At 58.7% G+C, this 16,975-nt stretch carries 17 protein-coding genes; 5 read left to right on the forward strand and 12 right to left on the reverse strand.

Translation table 11 applies throughout. The features are described from left to right. Nucleotides 1-128 precede the first annotated feature (128 nt). From msrQ to ACW55A_RS21030, 6 genes are all read right to left on the reverse strand, one after another. Nucleotides 129-761 carry a protein-methionine-sulfoxide reductase heme-binding subunit MsrQ gene (gene msrQ, locus ACW55A_RS21005; RefSeq protein WP_129485213.1) on the reverse strand — a complete coding sequence of 211 codons (633 nt, stop codon included), beginning with the start codon at nt 759-761 and terminating at the stop codon, nt 129-131. Then, nucleotides 761-1,774 carry a protein-methionine-sulfoxide reductase catalytic subunit MsrP gene (gene msrP / locus ACW55A_RS21010; RefSeq protein ID WP_003430665.1) on the reverse strand — a complete coding sequence of 338 codons (1,014 nt, stop codon included), beginning with the start codon at nt 1,772-1,774 and terminating at the stop codon, nt 761-763. The genes msrQ and msrP overlap by 1 nt, the downstream gene beginning before the upstream one ends. Before the next feature lie 69 nt (nt 1,775-1,843). Beyond that, complete coding sequence (pssA, locus tag ACW55A_RS21015) at nt 1,844-2,689, reverse strand: CDP-diacylglycerol--serine O-phosphatidyltransferase (RefSeq protein WP_498811569.1); 846 nt, start codon at nt 2,687-2,689, stop codon at nt 1,844-1,846. A 170-nt stretch (nt 2,690-2,859) separates the two neighbouring features. After that, nucleotides 2,860-3,876, reverse strand: a complete 1,017-nt coding sequence (gene ilvC / locus ACW55A_RS21020; RefSeq protein ID WP_002552076.1) for a ketol-acid reductoisomerase — start codon at nt 3,874-3,876, stop codon at nt 2,860-2,862. A gap of 47 nt (nt 3,877-3,923) precedes the next feature. Continuing rightward, on the reverse strand, nt 3,924-4,415 hold the full coding sequence (gene ilvN / locus ACW55A_RS21025; protein WP_002552075.1) for an acetolactate synthase small subunit: 492 nt from the start codon (nt 4,413-4,415) through the stop codon (nt 3,924-3,926). A gap of 2 nt (nt 4,416-4,417) precedes the next feature. Continuing rightward, on the reverse strand, nt 4,418-6,142 hold the full coding sequence (locus ACW55A_RS21030) for an acetolactate synthase 3 large subunit (RefSeq protein ID WP_003430666.1): 1,725 nt from the start codon (nt 6,140-6,142) through the stop codon (nt 4,418-4,420). 397 nt (nt 6,143-6,539) lie between these two features. Between ACW55A_RS21030 and ACW55A_RS21035 the strand changes: the two genes are divergently transcribed. Further along, complete coding sequence (locus ACW55A_RS21035; protein WP_003371370.1) at nt 6,540-6,956, forward strand: DUF4124 domain-containing protein; 417 nt, start codon at nt 6,540-6,542, stop codon at nt 6,954-6,956. Between the two features lie 11 nt (nt 6,957-6,967). Here the strand turns inward: ACW55A_RS21035 and ACW55A_RS21040 are convergent, their stop codons facing one another. From ACW55A_RS21040 to mrcB, 3 genes are read right to left on the reverse strand one after another with little or no spacing between them, the layout of a single operon-like run. Beyond that, nucleotides 6,968-7,297, reverse strand: coding sequence for a YqcC family protein (locus ACW55A_RS21040; RefSeq protein WP_003371368.1), 330 nt, complete (start codon nt 7,295-7,297; stop codon nt 6,968-6,970). Then, the gene (locus ACW55A_RS21045) at nt 7,297-8,040 is read right to left on the reverse strand and encodes a tetratricopeptide repeat protein (RefSeq protein ID WP_044310159.1); all 744 of its coding nucleotides are present in this window, start codon (nt 8,038-8,040) and stop codon (nt 7,297-7,299) included. The genes ACW55A_RS21040 and ACW55A_RS21045 overlap by 1 nt, the downstream gene beginning before the upstream one ends. Nucleotides 8,041-8,057: 17 nt before the next feature. Then, a complete protein-coding gene (mrcB, locus tag ACW55A_RS21050; RefSeq protein WP_003371363.1) occupies nt 8,058-10,379 on the reverse strand; it encodes a penicillin-binding protein 1B in 2,322 nt (773 codons plus the stop codon). Between the two features lie 130 nt (nt 10,380-10,509). Between mrcB and ACW55A_RS21055 the strand changes: the two genes are divergently transcribed. Further along, complete coding sequence (locus ACW55A_RS21055; RefSeq protein WP_455809565.1) at nt 10,510-12,048, forward strand: bifunctional aminoglycoside phosphotransferase/ATP-binding protein; 1,539 nt, start codon at nt 10,510-10,512, stop codon at nt 12,046-12,048. Nucleotides 12,049-12,148: 100 nt separating this feature from the next. Beyond that, a complete protein-coding gene (locus ACW55A_RS21060) occupies nt 12,149-12,493 on the forward strand; it encodes a pentapeptide repeat-containing protein (RefSeq protein ID WP_455809566.1) in 345 nt (114 codons plus the stop codon). Nucleotides 12,494-12,859: 366 nt separating this feature from the next. Here ACW55A_RS21060 and deoC read toward each other — a convergent pair whose 3' ends face one another. Next, complete coding sequence (gene deoC / locus ACW55A_RS21065) at nt 12,860-13,645, reverse strand: deoxyribose-phosphate aldolase (protein WP_455809567.1); 786 nt, start codon at nt 13,643-13,645, stop codon at nt 12,860-12,862. 49 nt (nt 13,646-13,694) lie between these two features. Between deoC and ACW55A_RS21070 the strand changes: the two genes are divergently transcribed. Further along, the gene (locus tag ACW55A_RS21070) at nt 13,695-14,201 is read left to right on the forward strand and encodes a Rieske (2Fe-2S) protein (protein WP_498811570.1); all 507 of its coding nucleotides are present in this window, start codon (nt 13,695-13,697) and stop codon (nt 14,199-14,201) included. 30 nt (nt 14,202-14,231) lie between these two features. Here the strand turns inward: ACW55A_RS21070 and sfsA are convergent, their stop codons facing one another. After that, the gene (gene sfsA, locus ACW55A_RS21075; RefSeq protein WP_455809568.1) at nt 14,232-14,945 is read right to left on the reverse strand and encodes a DNA/RNA nuclease SfsA; all 714 of its coding nucleotides are present in this window, start codon (nt 14,943-14,945) and stop codon (nt 14,232-14,234) included. Beyond that, nucleotides 14,945-16,117, reverse strand: a complete 1,173-nt coding sequence (locus ACW55A_RS21080; protein WP_455809569.1) for a pyridoxal phosphate-dependent aminotransferase — start codon at nt 16,115-16,117, stop codon at nt 14,945-14,947. The genes sfsA and ACW55A_RS21080 overlap by 1 nt, the downstream gene beginning before the upstream one ends. Nucleotides 16,118-16,465: 348 nt before the next feature. On the opposite strand from ACW55A_RS21080, the gene dksA reads away from it, so the two are divergent. Continuing rightward, nucleotides 16,466-16,906, forward strand: a complete 441-nt coding sequence (gene dksA / locus ACW55A_RS21085; protein WP_003430674.1) for an RNA polymerase-binding protein DksA — start codon at nt 16,466-16,468, stop codon at nt 16,904-16,906. The last annotated feature ends 69 nt before the right edge of the window (nt 16,907-16,975 follow it).

Below are 16,975 nucleotides of genomic sequence, written 5' to 3' on the forward strand. Positions count from 1 at the left end.
AATTCAGACCCGACCTCCTCCCTCGCTGACTCTTCACTCCAAAACCTTGCAAACTATTGATCTACAAGGCTTTTTCGCTTCCGTCTGCGCCGGAAGTGGGGCGAATTATAGACACCTCACAGAGGGCGTCAACCGTTATTTTGAACTTTTAACGATCTGGCCTTCGCAGCGCCGCCCAGACGCGGGATTCGCCGAGCAAACACGGGAATCCGCAGCAACAACAGGAATGCACCTATCCCCGCATACAGCGCCCACTCTTTAAGGTCGGCCCGGACAATCCAGAACATATGCAGCAAACCCAGTCCCAGAATCACGTAGATGATCCGGTGCAGCTTTTTCCAGCGTGCCCCAAGACGACGCTGACTATAGCGGTTGGATGTCACCGCCAGCGCAAGCAGCCCCAGGAACGCCAGCGCACCGACGATGATATAAGGACGCTTGACCAGTTCGACACCCAACTGCCCCCAATCCAGCCCCAGAATGAACAGCGCGTACATTGTCAGGTGCAGCAGCGCATACGCAAAACACCATAGGCCCAGCTGGCGACGCACCACGATCCACCCCGACCAACCGGTCAGACGCTGCAACGGCGTCATGGCGAGTGTGATCAGCAGCATGACCAACGTCGCCACTCCGAAGTTCTCCACAAGGACCTTGCCGGGATCAGGCCCGAGCGCAAAGATCCATGCCTGGTACAACCACCACACAGGGGCAATGCAAGCGGCAAGAAATACAGCCAGACGCAAAAACGGATATCGCATCAATAGTCCTTCCGCAAATCCATGCCGGCATACAAGGAACCCACCTCTTCCTCATAGCCATTGAACATCTTCGTATCGCGCAGATTCGGACTGAAAAGGCCGCTCGGCAAGCGACGCTCACGGGCTTGTGTCCAGCGCGGATGATCGACAGTCGGGTTGACGTTGGCATAGAAGCCATACTCGTTTGCCGCAATGCTTTGCCAGGTAGTCTTCGGCTGCTCACTGACCAAGCTGATACGCACGATGGACTTCACACTCTTGAAACCATATTTCCATGGCACCACCAGACGTAACGGTGCGCCATTCTGGTTAGGCAGCTCCCGCCCGTACATGCCCACCGCCAGAATCGCCAGAGGGTTCATCGCCTCGTCCAGACGCAGCCCTTCTACATAAGGCCAGTCGATCAGGGCAAAGTCCGAGCGCTGGCCCGGCATGGACTTGGCGTCTTCCAGCGTTTCAAAACGAATGTATTTGGCTTTGGAAGTCGGCTCTACCTGCTTGAGTAACGCAGAGATCGGAAAACCAATCCACGGAATGACCATCGACCAGGCTTCGACGCAGCGCAACCGGTAGATCCGCTCTTCCAACTGATAAGGCTTCATGAAGTCTTCGAGTGCATAACGACCAGGCTTGCCGACTTCACCATCGATCACGACACTCCAGGGCTCGGTCTGCAGAGAGCCGGCATTCTTGGCAGGATCGCCCTTGTCAGTACCGAACTCATAGAAGTTGTTGTAATGGGTCGCGTCCTTGAACGGCGTGATCGCCTCGTCCTTGACGTTGACCGCCTGCCACTTCGTGGAGGGCAGTTTGTCCGCGAACCAGCCCGGCGCTTTACCAGGCTCTACATCGGCATACCGCGATGCATCGGCGGCACCTGCCCAGCGCGGCATTGCTGTGACGGCGAGCCCCGCAAGCGAGCTGGCGAGCAATGTGCGTCGCGAGAGATAAATGGATTCAGGCGTGACGTCCGACTCTTTGGAGTCGGACGCAGAAGGAAGCTTGATTAGCATGATGACTCCGCAGGCCAGGGAACTGATGCACCTATAGACTACGGAGTATGGTGGAAATTAGATCTTTGACTAGGCCTTGCGGCGACGTAGCAGATACTGAATGGGGCCAGCAAGAGCGTACGCGAGGAATATCAGCAGCAAAATGCGCGGCGGGTCGCTGAATACGACAGCAAACACCAAGACCACCGCCAGAATCGCAACAAAAGGCACCCGTCCCTTCAAGTCCAGCTCCTTAAAGCTGTTGTACTTGATGTTACTGACCATCAGCATACCGGCGGCGGCGACCAGCAACGCGACGAGAAACGACAGCTTGGAGCCCTGAATCCCGAAATCGCTGAATGCCCAGACCGTGCCGGCCACCACACCTGCCGCTGCCGGACTGGCCAGGCCGATGAAGTAGCGCTTGTCAGCCTTGCCGACCTGAGTATTGAAGCGCGCCAGACGCAATGCAGCACCGGCTACATAGATGAAGGCAACCATCCAGCCGACCTTGCCCATGTCGCCTAATGCCCAGCCGAATGCCAGCAACGCCGGTGCCACACCGAAGGCAACCATGTCGGACAGCGAGTCGTACTCGGCGCCAAACGCACTTTGCGTATTGGTCATGCGCGCAACACGACCATCCAGGCCGTCGAGCACCATGGCCACGAAGATCGCAATCGCAGCGAAGGCGAAATACTTGCTTGCCCCGGCAAAATCACCGGCGCTCATGGCGCTTTGCGCACTCATGGAGCTGATGATGGAGTAGAAACCCGCGAACAGATTCGCCGTGGTAAACAGGTTGGGAAGCAGATAGATACCCCGATGCCGGACCTGTCGGCCGTCGGCGTCATGGCCATCTTCCACGTGTTCATCTATAGGTAGCAGACTTTCAGCGTCAGAGGCCTTGATGGGCTCTTCAGGACGTTCGCTCATGGAGATTACCTTGCAGCGGTATGAAAAGGTTCGACACAGGTCTGCGGCGAGGGTTCGCCTGCAAACGATGCAGCTTTATACCAGAGCCTGACCCATAACGAAAAAGCGCGACCGATGGGTCGCGCTTTTTCCTGTGAACCAGCTGTAGTCCGGCGGTGAGCCGGAAAAGCTTAGTTCTTGTCTTTGTCGACGATTTTGTTCGCCGCGATCCAAGGCATCATCGAGCGCAGTTTTTCACCGATGATTTCGATGCCGTGCGCAGCGTTGTTACGACGCTTGGCAGTCATCGACGGGTAGCCGGTGGCGCCTTCGCTGATGAACATCTTCGCGTATTCGCCGTCCTGGATACGCTTCAGAGCGTTGCGCATGGCCTGACGGGATTCGGCGTTGATGACTTCAGGGCCGGTGACGTATTCGCCGTATTCGGCGTTGTTGGAGATCGAGTAGTTCATGTTGGCGATACCGCCTTCGTACATGAGGTCAACGATCAGCTTCAGTTCGTGCAGGCACTCGAAGTAAGCCATTTCCGGCGCGTAGCCAGCTTCAACCAGCGTTTCGAAACCAGCCTTGACCAGCTCGACAGTACCGCCGCACAGAACAGCCTGCTCGCCGAACAGATCGGTTTCAGTCTCGTCCTTGAAAGTGGTTTCGATAATGCCGGTACGGCCGCCGCCAACGCCCGAAGCGTAAGACAGGGCAACGTTCTTGGCGTTGCCGGAAGCATCCTGATAAACCGCAATCAGGTCAGGGATACCGCCGCCCTTGACGAACTCGGTACGCACGGTGTGGCCGGGAGCCTTCGGCGCGATCATGATCACGTCGAGGTCAGCGCGCGGCACGACCTGGTTGTAATGAATCGCGAAACCGTGAGAGAACGCCAGTGTTGCGCCCTTTTTCAGGTTCGGCTCGACTTCGTTCTTGTACAGCTGGGACTGGAACTCGTCCGGGGTCAGGATCATGACCAGGTCGGCAGCGGCAACGGCAGAAGCGACGTCGGTCACTTTCAGGCCATGCGCCTCGGCCTTGGCGACAGTGGCCGAACCTTTACGCAGGCCGACAGTGACATCAACGCCGGAGTCTTTCAGGTTGCACGCCTGGGCGTGACCTTGCGAACCGTAACCGATGATGGCGACTTTCTTGCCCTGGATGATCGAAAGGTCACAGTCTTTGTCGTAGAAAACTTTCATGGAAATCCCCTGTTATCTTGGCCACACAGGCCATTTGCTTAATTGATTTAGATGCTCAGCACTTTGTCGCCACGGGCAATACCCGTTACGCCACTGCGTACTGTTTCCAGGATAGCGGCGGTGCCGATGGCCTGAATGAAGCTGTCCAGTTTGTCGCTCGTGCCGCTCAGCTGCACGGTGTAAACGCTGGCGGTCACGTCGACGATCTGCCCGCGGAAGATATCCGTGGTGCGCTTGATCTCGGCACGCTGCGCGCCAGTGGCCTTGACCTTGACCAGCATCAGTTCGCGCTCGATGTGAGCGCTTTCCGACAGGTCGACCAGCTTGACCACTTCGATGAGCTTGTTGAGGTTCTTGGTGATCTGCTCGATCACCTCATCATGACCTACGGTGGTGAGCGTCAGACGCGACAGGGTCGGGTCTTCGGTCGGCGCAACCGTCAGGCTTTCGATGTTGTAATTACGCTGGGAGAACAGACCGACGACGCGCGACAGTGCACCCGGTTCGTTTTCCAGCAGCAGGGAAATGATATGGCGCATGATTATGTCCGCTCCGTCTTGCTCAACCACATATCGCGCATGGAGCCGTCCTTGATTTGCATCGGATAGACGTGCTCGGTCACATCGACCTGAATATCCATGAACACCAGCCGGTCAGTCATGGCAAAGGCTTCTTCCATCTTCGGCTTCAGATCCTTCAGGTCAGTGATACGCATGCCGACGTGGCCATAGGCCTCGACCAGCTTGACGAAATCAGGCAGCGACTCCATGTAGGAGTGCGAGTGACGCGCGCCGTAGCTCATGTCCTGCCACTGGCGGACCATGCCCAGCACACCGTTGTTGAGCAGAATGATCTTCACCGGCAGGCCGTACTGCAGGCAGGTCGACAGTTCCTGGATGTTCATCTGGATGCTGCCTTCACCGGTCACACAGGCAACGTGCGCATCGGGGAAGCTCAGCTTGACGCCCATCGCAGCCGGGAAGCCAAAGCCCATGGTGCCCAGACCGCCGGAGTTGATCCAGCGGTTCGGCTTGTTGAAGCGGTAATACTGCGCAGCGAACATCTGATGCTGGCCGACGTCCGAGGTGACATAAGCGTCGCCCTTGGTGACTTCGCACAGCGTTTCGATAACGGCCTGCGGCTTGATGACCGTGCCATCGCCACGGTTGTACGGGAACAGATCACCCGTACCGCGCCACTCGTCAATCTGCTTCCACCACGCGGCAACGGATGCCTTGTCGGGTGTCTCGCCGATCTCTTTCAAGGTGGCGACCATTTCGGTCAGCACGCTTTCGACAGGACCGACGATAGGCACGTCGGCCTTGATGGTCTTGGAGATCGAAGCCGGGTCGATATCAATGTGGATAATCTTGGCGTTCGGGCAGAACTTGCTGGCGCCGTTGATCACACGGTCATCGAAGCGCGCGCCGACGGCCAGAATCACATCGGTGTGGTGCATCGCGAGGTTGGCGGTGTAGCTGCCATGCATCCCGAGCATGCCGACGAACTGACGATCCGTGCCCGGATAGCAGCCAAGCCCCATCAGGGTATTGGTGACCGGTGCATCGAGCAGTTGCGCCAGTTCGGTCAGTTGCGCCGAAGCATTGCCCATGATCACTCCGCCACCGGCGTAGACGATCGGGCGCTTGGCCGCCAGCAGCATCTCGACAGCCTTGCGGATCTGACCGGAATGGCCACGAACCGCCGGGCTGTAGGAACGCAGCTTGGCTTTTTTCGGAAAGACGTATTCGAATTTTTCGGCCGGGTTGGTCATGTCCTTCGGAATATCGACGACCACCGGGCCTGGACGACCGGACTGTGCCAGGTAGAACGCCTTCTTCAGGACTTCCGGGATTTCCGACGGGTGCTTGATCATGAAGCTGTGCTTCACGATAGGCCGGGAGATACCGATCATGTCGGTCTCCTGGAACGCATCGGTGCCCACAAGCGTACTGGCTACCTGACCGGACAGGACCACCATCGGAATGGAGTCCATGTACGCCGTGGCGATACCGGTAATGGCATTGGTTGCACCAGGACCCGAAGTCACCAGCACCACGCCCGCCTTGCCGGTCGCCCGCGCATAGCCATCGGCCATGTGCGTGGCAGCCTGCTCGTGGCGAACAAGGATGTGGCTCACCGCCGGTTCTTTGAACAGGGCATCGTAGACATGCAGGAGGGCACCACCGGGGTACCCATAGATATGCTCAACGCCTTCGTCACGCAAAAAGCGGACGACCATTTCAGCGCCAGATAAAAGCTCCACGTTGTTCACCTCTAAAACGCCAGAATACCGCCCACTCCGGGACGGGTCTTAATAGGTTTACTGCCAGCAGAGCATGAGCGACGGTGGTCGCCGACTACGTCAGCACTGACTGAGCAAGTATTGGGAGGTCCCTGAGTGTTGCGGAACATTCCCACCCAGCGCGAGGTAACGCGTTGCGGGTGTTACAGGTCGGCGCGGGTGTGCGCCTCATGATCTACCGAGAGGGTCTGCTTCTGGCAGTCCTTCTACAGCGAACTTTGGATTGTTGTGATTCCCCCCCTTCAAGTCAAGCGATCCGTGCGCTTTCTTGACACCTGACGAGTGAAATCGCACCGTTTCGGACTGAAATGCACTGTTATGGTAGCTTTCTGCATGCACAGACTTTCAAGGACCCAACATGCACTGGATGATTCTCGCCGCTGCGCTGGCCATCAGCGCAACCAGCCAGGCCGCTTCAATCTATAAGTGGGTGGATGCCCAGGGTGTGACGCACTTCGATGCCCAGCCGCCTACTGGTCAGCAGGTACAGGAAATCAATGTGCAGACACCGCCACCTGCCGCCGCGCCGGGCATGCCAGCGGACGACGGGGCTGCGCAGCAACGCGAGATTGACCAGAAAGTCAAAAGCCAGGTGAAGGCTCAGGAAGCCAAGCGCGCGGAAAGTTGCGAGACCTTGCGCACCAATCTCGCGCAGTTGCAGAACAATCCGCGCGTGCGTGAGCAGGTGGGAGGGGAATCGAGGCGCCTTACGGATGAGAACCGCAAGACGCGTATCGAAGAAACCAACAGGGCTATCAGCGAATACTGCCGATAGAAGCGCGCCGATCAGCGCGCTGCTGTAATCAGCTGGTCGAACCGCGCCAGATGCGCTTGCAGTTGCCGGGTTTCAGTCATGCACCCGGCATAGACCATCTCGGCCATTTCCAGAATGCCGGAAGCGTTGGGCAATGGCAGGTCGCGTTCAAGGATGACCTTCATCCGCGGCAGGAAAATCCATTGCAGCCACTGGGCGAACTCCAGAGTATCGACGCTGAACGGTTCCTGACTGGCGAGCGCCTGCTCGCTGGGCGGTGTCGTATCCCACCAGCCCAGCAAGCGCAACTCGCGCTCTATCAACAACAGTTGCTCGGCAACCTCAGGCAAACGTCCGTCCATCAGCGAGCCTTTTGACGAGCCAGGGCGGCACCGGCCGCATCACCCTGCTTTTCGCGTGACTGAGCGATCAATCCCCACAGGCTGGCCTGAAGGCTGGTGCGTCCGTTGGCGTAAGTCAGACCACGACGTGCCAGTTGCTCGGCCTGGGCCGCATCACCCTGAGCCAGACGAACCTGAGCCAGACGATAGAGCACTTGCGGCTCACGCGGTGCAACCCGCTGCGCACGCTCGAGACTGGACGACGCGCCATTGAGATCGCCGCTGCTCTGCTGTTGCTGCGCGGTGGTCAGCAATGCCAGTACAGGACCATCAAGCTGTTCGTCCTCCGACAGACCGCCACCGCTGGACGGGATTCCGGTCGGGGCAGAGGCAGCCGGCATGCTGTAACTGTTATTCGCAGGAGCCTGACTGACCGGGGCCTGATTGACCGGGGCGGCATCGACAGGCGGAGTGTTGACACTGAACGGCGCCTGAGTGGCTGGCGCAGAGAAACTCTGCCCGGCATCAGCACCACCCGCACCCGGCACCATCACTACGACGCCCGAGTCCTGCGGTACGGCTTGCGGCTGCTGTTGCACCGGCGCGGTGTTGGTGCGGTAAGTACCGTTACGCGAAGCTGCCGCACGTTCGCCGTTGGACACCTTGGAGCTCGAATCCACGACCGGAATCGAGCCGCGTTCCACACTGGCGCAGCCGTTCAGCAAGGCCAGTGCCGTTAAAGCTGGAATCCACCATTTATTCACTTCAAAACCTCGATTGCCTAGTTCAACCAACCCTTGACCCAGTCCATCACCTCAGTGGCAGGTGCCGGAGCGCCGCCGCATGTCGCGCCGGGCTGGGGCTCACTGCCGCGAATATACGGCATCTGCACGGCATTCGGGCAGCTTGCATCCGAACCCTGACCGGTCTGTGCATCGACCCACGCCTGAACGACGTTGTCCGGCATCGCCATGTCCAGCGGCAGCGGACCGGCCTTGCGCATGAAACTGGTCCAGACCTGCAGGGCACCGGTAGCACCGGTAAACGGTGTCTTGCCGTTGTCGTCGCGGCCCATCCACACCACGGCCAGCAGGTCCTGACTGAACCCGGCAAACCAGCTGTCGCGAGAGTCGTTACTGGTGCCGGTCTTGCCTGCCAGATTCAACGAGCTCGGCAACACGTTGTAAACAGATTTGCCCGTACCTTCGCGCATCACCCGCTGCATCGCATTCTGCACCAGGTATATGGCACCCGGATCGAAGCGCTGTTCAATCTGGAACGGGTAACGTTTGAGCGGCTCGCCTTCAGCGGTGAGCACACTGCGAATACCGCGCATCGGCGTATTGAACCCACCGCTGGCAATGGTCTGATACATGGTGGCCACTTCCATCGGACTCAAGCCACCCGCACCCAGCAGCATCGACGGATAGGCAGGCCATTCGCGCGTCACACCCAGTTTGGCGAGGGTCTTGAACACGTTTGGAATGCCCAGCTCAAGACCCAGCTTGGCGGTCGACAGGTTGTACGAATGCGCCAGCCCCTGATACAGAAAGATATTGCCGTGTGACTTGCGATCGTAGTTCTGTGGTTTCCAGATCTGGCCATCGGCGCCTTTGACCTGAAACAGTTCGTCGGCGATCCAGCTGGTCAATGTGTACTGGCTTGGCCGTTCGAGTGCCGTCAGGTAGATAGCCGGCTTGACCAGCGAGCCGATCGGCCGTACCGCGTCGATCGCCCGATTGAAGCCCGAGAACCCGGCCTCACGCCCGCCGATCAACGCCTGCACTTCGCCGGTTTCAGGGTTGGTGACGACCATGGCCGACTCCACCTCGTCAGAGCCCTTGCGCCCGGCGAGCTTCTTGAATGTATCGTCCATGGCAGCCTGGGACTTCATCTGCAGGATCGGATCGAAGCTGGTAAAGATCCGCAACCCTTCTTCGGTCAAGTCTTCGTCACGATAGTCTTCGCGCAGCTGACGCTTGACCAGATCGAGGAACGCCGGAAACGAGCTGTCGGCGAGTGTCCCGGTCTTGGTCACACCCAGTGGCATTTTCTTCGCAGCGGCAACCACTTCCGGAGTAGCGACACCCTGCTGCTCGAACAGGTCGAGCACCAGATTGCGACGCTCCAGAGCACGCTCCGGATTGCGACGCGGGTTGTAGAAGGAAGGCCCTTTGACCAGACCGACCAGCATCGCCACCTGATGGATTTTCAGTTCGGAGAGCGGCTGGCTGAAGAAATACTGGCTGGCCAGACCGAAACCGTGAACGGCACGCTGGCCGTCCTGCCCGACGAACACTTCGTTGAGATAGGCCTCGAGGATTTCCTGCTTGCTGTAATGGATCTCCAGCAGAACGGCCATCATGGCTTCGGTCAGCTTACGGGTGAGGCTGCGCTCGTTGGTCAGGTAGAAGTTCTTGACCAACTGCTGGGTCAGCGTGCTGCCGCCCTGGCGCATCTGCCCCTGTGAGGTATTGACCCAGATCGCCCGGGCAATGGACTTGGGCGACACGCCGAAGTGGTGATAGAAATCCCGGTCCTCGACCGCTACCAGCCCGTCGAGCAGATAGGGCGGCGCCTGATCCAGCTTGATCAGGATCCGGTCTTCCAGATTCTTCGGGTAAAGACCGCCGATCAGCAAGGGTTCAAGCCGCGCCACCGCAAGCTTGGCTCCATTGCCCGACGACAGGTCGGCCACGTAGTCACCGGAAAAGCGCACGCGAACCTGCTGCGCTGCGTCAGTGCCTTCGTAGAACTGGAAACCACGTGTGTTGAGGTCGACGGTATTGCCGTTCACCGCTGCGGCGCCGGGCCCATTGGCCACGCTTTCGCGGCGATAGCCCAGGGCGTCCAGCTCGATGAGAAAGTCATCGCGGCTCAGCTTCTGTCCGACGAAAAGTTCCAGCGGCCGTGCATAGACCTTGGCCGGGATGGTCCAGCGCTTGCCGGAGAATTTTTCCTGGACGATGGCATCCAGGTAAATGGCCAGGCCGCCCAGCAGAACCAGGCCGACAATACCAAGCTTCAGCGCCCATCCCAGCCACTTGTTAAGGCTGCGGGGAGGTTGTTTTTTTGCAGAACGAGAGGTGCGGGATCGAGTCATGGGCGCGGATTATACGCACTTTACCGAGGATCGACAGACGCCCGAGTCAGCGGTTTGCAGCCTCGCGCCAAGCGGCCATAATGGCGGCATCGTGTACTTACATTTTGAACACATTCCTGAAGGATCGACCGTGAGCCAGTCTTTGATTGCTGCCCTGCAGAACCCTGCCCTCTTCCCCCATCCGGTGGAGAGTTTCCAGGTCATCGAAACGCACATTTCCTGGGTGCTGCTGACGGGTCCGTACGCCTACAAATTCAAAAAACCGATGAACTTCGGCTTTCTGGACTTCACCACGCTGGCCCTGCGCAAGCATTTCTGTGAGGAAGAGTTGCGCCTGAATCAGCGCCTGACCGACGACCTCTACATCGAAGTCCTGCCGATCACCGGCACAGCGGACGCGCCGCAACTGGGCGGCGACGGCGAAGCCATCGAATACGCGCTGAAGATGAAGCAGTTCTCGCAGGACGGCCTGCTGAGCACACTACAGGCCAACGGTGAAGTGACGACTGCGCACATCGACGAACTGGCGCACCAGATTGCCGGTTTTCACATGACCTCGCCGCAGGTCGGGGCTGAAAGCGAACTCGGCTCGCCTGACAGCGTGATGGCCCCGGTGGTACAGAATTTCGAGCAGATTCGCCCGCTGATCAGCGAAAAATCCGACCTGGCACAGCTTGATGCCCTGCAGGCGTGGGCAGAGTCGAGCTTTGCGCGACTCAAGCCGCTGCTGTTTCACCGCAAGGCCGACGGGTTCATCCGCGAATGCCATGGCGACATTCATCTGGGCAACGCGACGGTGATTGATGGCAAGGTCGTGCTGTTCGACTGCATCGAGTTCAACGAGCCGTTCCGCAAGACCGATGTCTACGCCGACATCGGCTTTCTGGCAATGGACCTTGAAGACCGTGGCCTGAAGTCGCTGTCGCGGCGCTTGATCAGTCAGTACCTGGAAGTCACCGGCGACTATGCAGGCCTGGAGCTGTTGAATTTCTACAAGGCCTACCGCGCAATGGTTCGTGCCAAGGTGGCGTTGTTCAGCCAGCCGGCCAATGCCGACGGCTTGCAGCGCGCAGCGACGCTTCGTCAATACCGCAACTATGCCAATCTGGCAGAGAGCTACAGCGCCATCCCTTCACCGTTTCTGACGATTACCCACGGTGTCTCTGCCGTCGGCAAAAGCCACGTTGCGATGCGTCTGGTGGAATCGCTGGGCGCCATCCGCCTGCGCTCGGACGTAGAGCGCAAGCGCCTGTTTGCCGGCCAGAATCAGGATCTGTACGACGCGCAAGCCAGCGGCGCAACCTATGCGCGCCTGCATGAGCTTGCTACCGCAACCCTGCGCGCGGGCTTCTCGGTGGTGATCGATGCCACCTACCTGAAGCGCGAGCAGCGCGATGCGGCGGCAAAGATTGCGGAAAACACCGGTGTGCCGTTCCTGATTCTGGATTGCGAAGCGCCACAGGCTGTGATCGCTGGCTGGCTTGCGCAGCGTCAGGCGCAGGACAACGACCCGTCTGACGCGACGCTGGAAGTCATCGAGGCTCAGCAGGCCAGTCGCGAGCCGCTCGGCGCCGACGAGATCCTGCGCAGCAAGAAGGTTGCAACCAACGTCAGCAGCGACCTGGACAGCCTTATCGACAACCTGCGCCAGCGCCTGCCGGGCCTGTAAAAAGACACATGGCCGTTGAGCGGTTAACGCTTCACGGCCTCAAGATGATGGCGATATACTGGCGCCATAATTCCAACGCAATGACATGTGCGAGGCCATCATGAGCCACCCCAAACAGATCGACTCACCGCTTTATATGCTGCTGCGCAAAGATGATGTCGAAGGTTTCAATCAAGAGAAACCACGAACCGGCACCATTGATATGGTCGGGGGCGACTTCAGGGGGCTGGACCTTCGCGCGCTGGACACCGCCAATATCGACTTCACCGACGCTTATTTTCGCTCTGCCGACCTTCGTGGCCTGGACCTGCGCAATACACCGATGGAAGGTGCGAGCATCGCTCACGCTCAGATTTCAGGGGTGTTCTTCCCGGCTGAGCTCTCGGCTGACGAGATTCTGATGTCGGTGAATTTCGGCACGCGCCTGCGCTACAGTACCCACTGATACCGCAAAAACGTTGCAGCCTGCATGCGCGATGCACGGCAGGCTGGCGATGTATTGTCCTGCTTTCACCCCTTCTTCTCTCGCATGAGCAGCCCCATCGCCACTGACGCTACGCTGTGCCCCGCACTTTTTAATCCTTGAATACCCTGCCTGGATCATAAGCAGGCACCGGCACCCGTACGACCAAAAGAAATGTTGACTTACAAATGAGAATCGTTATGATTATCACATCCGGTCGCGAGACTGGACGGTAGCCTGAAAGACCTTGGTTCGGACTTTCAGATTATCTCCTCATCAGGCTAATCACGGTTTTTGACCCGGCTCTTTGCCGGGTCTTTTTTTGTCCGGCGCAAAACCAACGAACACTCAAAAACCATCGCCGCCGCCATGCGACTCAAGCAGGCCCAGTCTTGCCAGCAAGTCGTCCAGCAAGCTCGATCCTCCCAGCCGTAAACGCCCGGCGTTGATCCATTGCAGACCAAACCGGGCGCGGACCAGTGCCATGTAAACACGTGCCTCGTCGAACGTACGGATCCCGCCTGCAATCTTCAGCCCCACCTGCCCGCCTACGTCCGCAATCGACTCCAGCATGACCCGTGCAGCCTGCGGCGTGACATGTGTGGCGGCCTTGCCGGTGCTGGTCTTGATAAAGTCGGCGCCTGAGACGATTGCATCGCGGCACGCATTGAGGATCATTTGCGAGTCGCGCAAGTCACCGGTTTCAAGGGTCGCTGTAAGCCTGACCTGCCCGGCACACAAGGCCGAACACGCCGAGATCATCGCCAGGCCGGGTTGCCGGTCTCCGCCGAGCAGCGCGCGAAAGGGGTAGACGACGTCGATCTCGTCCGCGCCAGCCATCAGCGCAGCGCGTACCTGCGCGATGACCGACTGAACATTGCTACTGCCATGAGGAAAATTGACCACGGCGATGACCTTGATGTGACGAGCCTGCATGCGATCCAGCGTGGTGCGCGCCAGGCACACGAAACGTTGCTGGACGCTGACCGCTGCGACCGGTCCCACAGGCGTGCATGCACGCCGACAGATGCCGACTATGCGCTGCTCCGTGTCATCTGTATTGAGGGCGAACAGCTCAAGCAGCCCGATGACCTGACGCGCCAGTCGCTCATCATCTGCTGTCATCTCTTTCATAGTGTTTCCGCTCTGCAAAACATGAGCCGACGATATACGGCTGCAAGGCTTGCTGGCGCGGGCGGTGCGCTTAGAGACGAAAGCTACAAAAAGACAGGAAAGAACCGACGCAGCCTGTAATAACGTCAACGTAACGCAGCGCATCGATCCGAAGAAAATGCCAGACTTGTCCGATCAGGCATCAACCCAAAAACTGGCCCCCGAAGAACCGGCCTATGGAGGCTTCTTGATATTCCTCTGCACTTCAAGCCACCTGCCCGAAGCTCACAGCAAAGGCTTCGAGCTGGGCGAACATGCGTTGTTTGCCGTGCGCCGTCAGGGCGAGGTCTTCGTCTACAAAAACCGCTGCCCGCATCGCGGCGTTCCCCTGGAATGGCAACCTGATCAATTTCTGGACAGCAGCGCTAGCCTGATCCAGTGCGCTACGCATGGAGCATTGTTTCTGATCGACAACGGCGAATGCGTGGCCGGGCCTTGTGAAGGCCAGTCCCTGACCATCATCAAAAGCCGTGAAGACGCCGAGGGCATCTGGGTGTCGCTGCAGTTGGATGCATGAAGGGGACTGAACCGTCTGTACCCGGATGCCTCAATCCAGCCCGAGTACTTGCAGACGCCGGTCAATAAAGATCTCTTCAGACGTCAGTTGCGCACCGTAGGCAAGAATTTGCACACCGGCATCAACGGCTTCACGCAACGCCGCTGCGTAGGCAGGATCAATCTCCTGCGCAGGCCGCACAGCGTCCACACCGGTGAGATTGACGCAATACAACAGCACGGCGCGCACGCCTTCGCGCGCCAGCGTCGCCAGTTCACGCAGGTGCCGCGCGCCACGCTGGGTCACCGCATCGGGGAATGCCGCCACGCTGGAACCATCGAACCCCAAAGTGACACTTTTCACTTCCAGGTACAGGTAGCCATCCGGGTACTCCAGACGAAAGTCCACACGGCTTTTTTCCTGTCCGTAGGCCACCTCGCGCTTGAGCGCCGTGAAACCCGTCAGTTCGCTGATGACCCCGGCGCGCAAGGCCTCTTCAACCAGCGTATTGGCCCGTCCGGTATTGATACAGGCCAGGCGACCCTGCGGGGTTTCGCTGATTTCCCAAGTGCCCGGTAGTTTGCGCTTGGGGTCATTCGAGCGACTGAACCACACGCGCCCGCCGGACATCATGCAGTTGAGCATCGAACCGGTGTTAGGGCAGTGAATGGTCAGCAACTCACCGCTATCGGTTTCGATATCAGCGAGAAAACGCTTGTAACGCGCCAGCAGACGACCCTGTTCAAGCTGCGGAGAAAAACGCATCAGACGCCCCAGCTACGCAAACCGCGAGCGATTCGCTCGACCGCCTGTTCAAGGCGCGGCAGGCTTTGCGTATAGGCAAAGCGCACGTGGTGCCCGGCTTGGAAACGGCCGAAGTCCAGCCCCGGTGTAAAGGCGACGTGCTCGGTTTCCAGAAAGTGCCGGCAAAAGGCAAAGGCATCACCGCCAAACGCGGAGATATCCGCATACAAATAGAAGGCCCCTTCCGGCTCGACGGCGATACCGAAACCCAACTCGCGCAGCGCTGGCAGCAGAAAGTCCCGGCGGCGGCCGAACTCGGCGCGCCGTTGCTCGAGTATGGTCAGTGTCTGCGGCTCAAAACAGGCAAGCGCCGCATGTTGCGCCATGCTCGGCGCGCTGATGTAGAGGTTCTGGGCCAGTTTTTCCAGATCGGCCACCGCATCCTGTGGTGCGACCAGCCACCCCAAACGCCACCCGGTCATGCCGAAATACTTTGAAAAACTATTGAGGACGAAAGCGTCGTTATCCACTTCCAGCACGCTACTGGCATCCACACCGTAGGTCAGGCCGTGATAGATCTCGTCCACCACCAAATGGCCATTGCGGGCTTTCAGTGCCTGAGACAAGGCTGCCAGTTCGTCACGACTCAATAGAGTGCCGGTCGGATTGGCCGGCGATGCCACCAGAGCGCCGACACTGTGCGGGTTCCAGTGCGTGGCCACCAGCTCGGGAGTCAGCTGATAGCGCTCTTGCGGACCGACCGGCACCAACTGCGCCTCACCTTCTATCAGACGTAAAAAGTGTCGATTGCACGGGTAGCCAGGGTCGGCCAGCAACCAGTGTTTGCCCGGATCGACCAACAGACTGCTGGTCAGCAACAAGGCGCCTGAACCGCCCGGCGTGACCAGAATCCGCTGAGGATCGACGTCTACGCCGTAACGCTGAGCATAAAACCCGGAAATGGCCTCACGCAGTTGCGGCAGACCGCGCGCGGCGGTGTAGCGCGTCTTGCCGTCTGCCAGCGCCGCCTGGCCAGCCTTTATGATGGGCTGCGCAGTCGTGAAATCGGGCTCGCCGATTTCAAGGTGAATCACATCATGACCCGCCGCCTGCAATTCATTGGCACGCGCCAGCAATGCCATGACATGAAAAGGTTCTATGGCGCGACTGCGCGCACTGTAAGGCTGGCTCATGGATATTCCTTTATAGGGCGGGTGTTAAAACATGATTGTCATCACGGCGCGCCATGATTCTACCCAACCACCCGCCCGACGGTGCGTTTGCGAACTGAAAAACCCGGTTTCCAAACGCTGAATAAAAGAAAGCTACGACGGTGCACAGCGGCTAGAGTTCATTTGGATGGAGGGCAGATGCGAAATGGCCATCTCCACAAGAAGACGGCGTCGTCATGCTCGACAACCGGGAGTAGCGCACTCCGATTTGATCTGGTAAGTTCGCCCGCTTGCAGCTGCAGGGCCGACGGGTGTCGGTGATGGAACAATCCTGCGCAATAGATTAGAAGAGTGAGAGGCGGTCCAGACATGCCCACCCCAGAAAAGCAACAGAACCATCTAATCAGCGGCTTTGAGCCCTACGTGGAAACGAAGGGTGAAGAGTACATGGGCGAGCCGATGCGCGCGCACTTCACCAAGATCCTGAACAAGTGGAAGAAGGACTTGATGCAAGAGGTCGACCGAACGGTAGACCATATGAAGGACGAGGCTGCTAACTTCCCGGACCCGGCCGACCGTGCCAGTCAGGAAGAAGAGTTCAGCCTTGAACTTCGTGCCCGCGATCGCGAACGCAAGCTGATCAAGAAGATCGACAAGACGCTGCAACTGATCAAGGACGAAGAATATGGCTGGTGCGAATCCTGCGGCGTAGAGATCGGCATCCGCCGTCTTGAGGCTCGCCCGACTGCAGACCAGTGCGTCGACTGCAAGACCCTTGCAGAAATCAAGGAAAAACAGGTCGGTAAATGACCTGGGGCCGCCTTTGACTGAAAAGACGCTTCGGCGTCTTTTTTTGTGCCTGTTGAAAGCACGATGCCG

The sequence above is a fragment of the Plantibacter cousiniae (nom. nud.) genome (assembly GCF_977070315.1).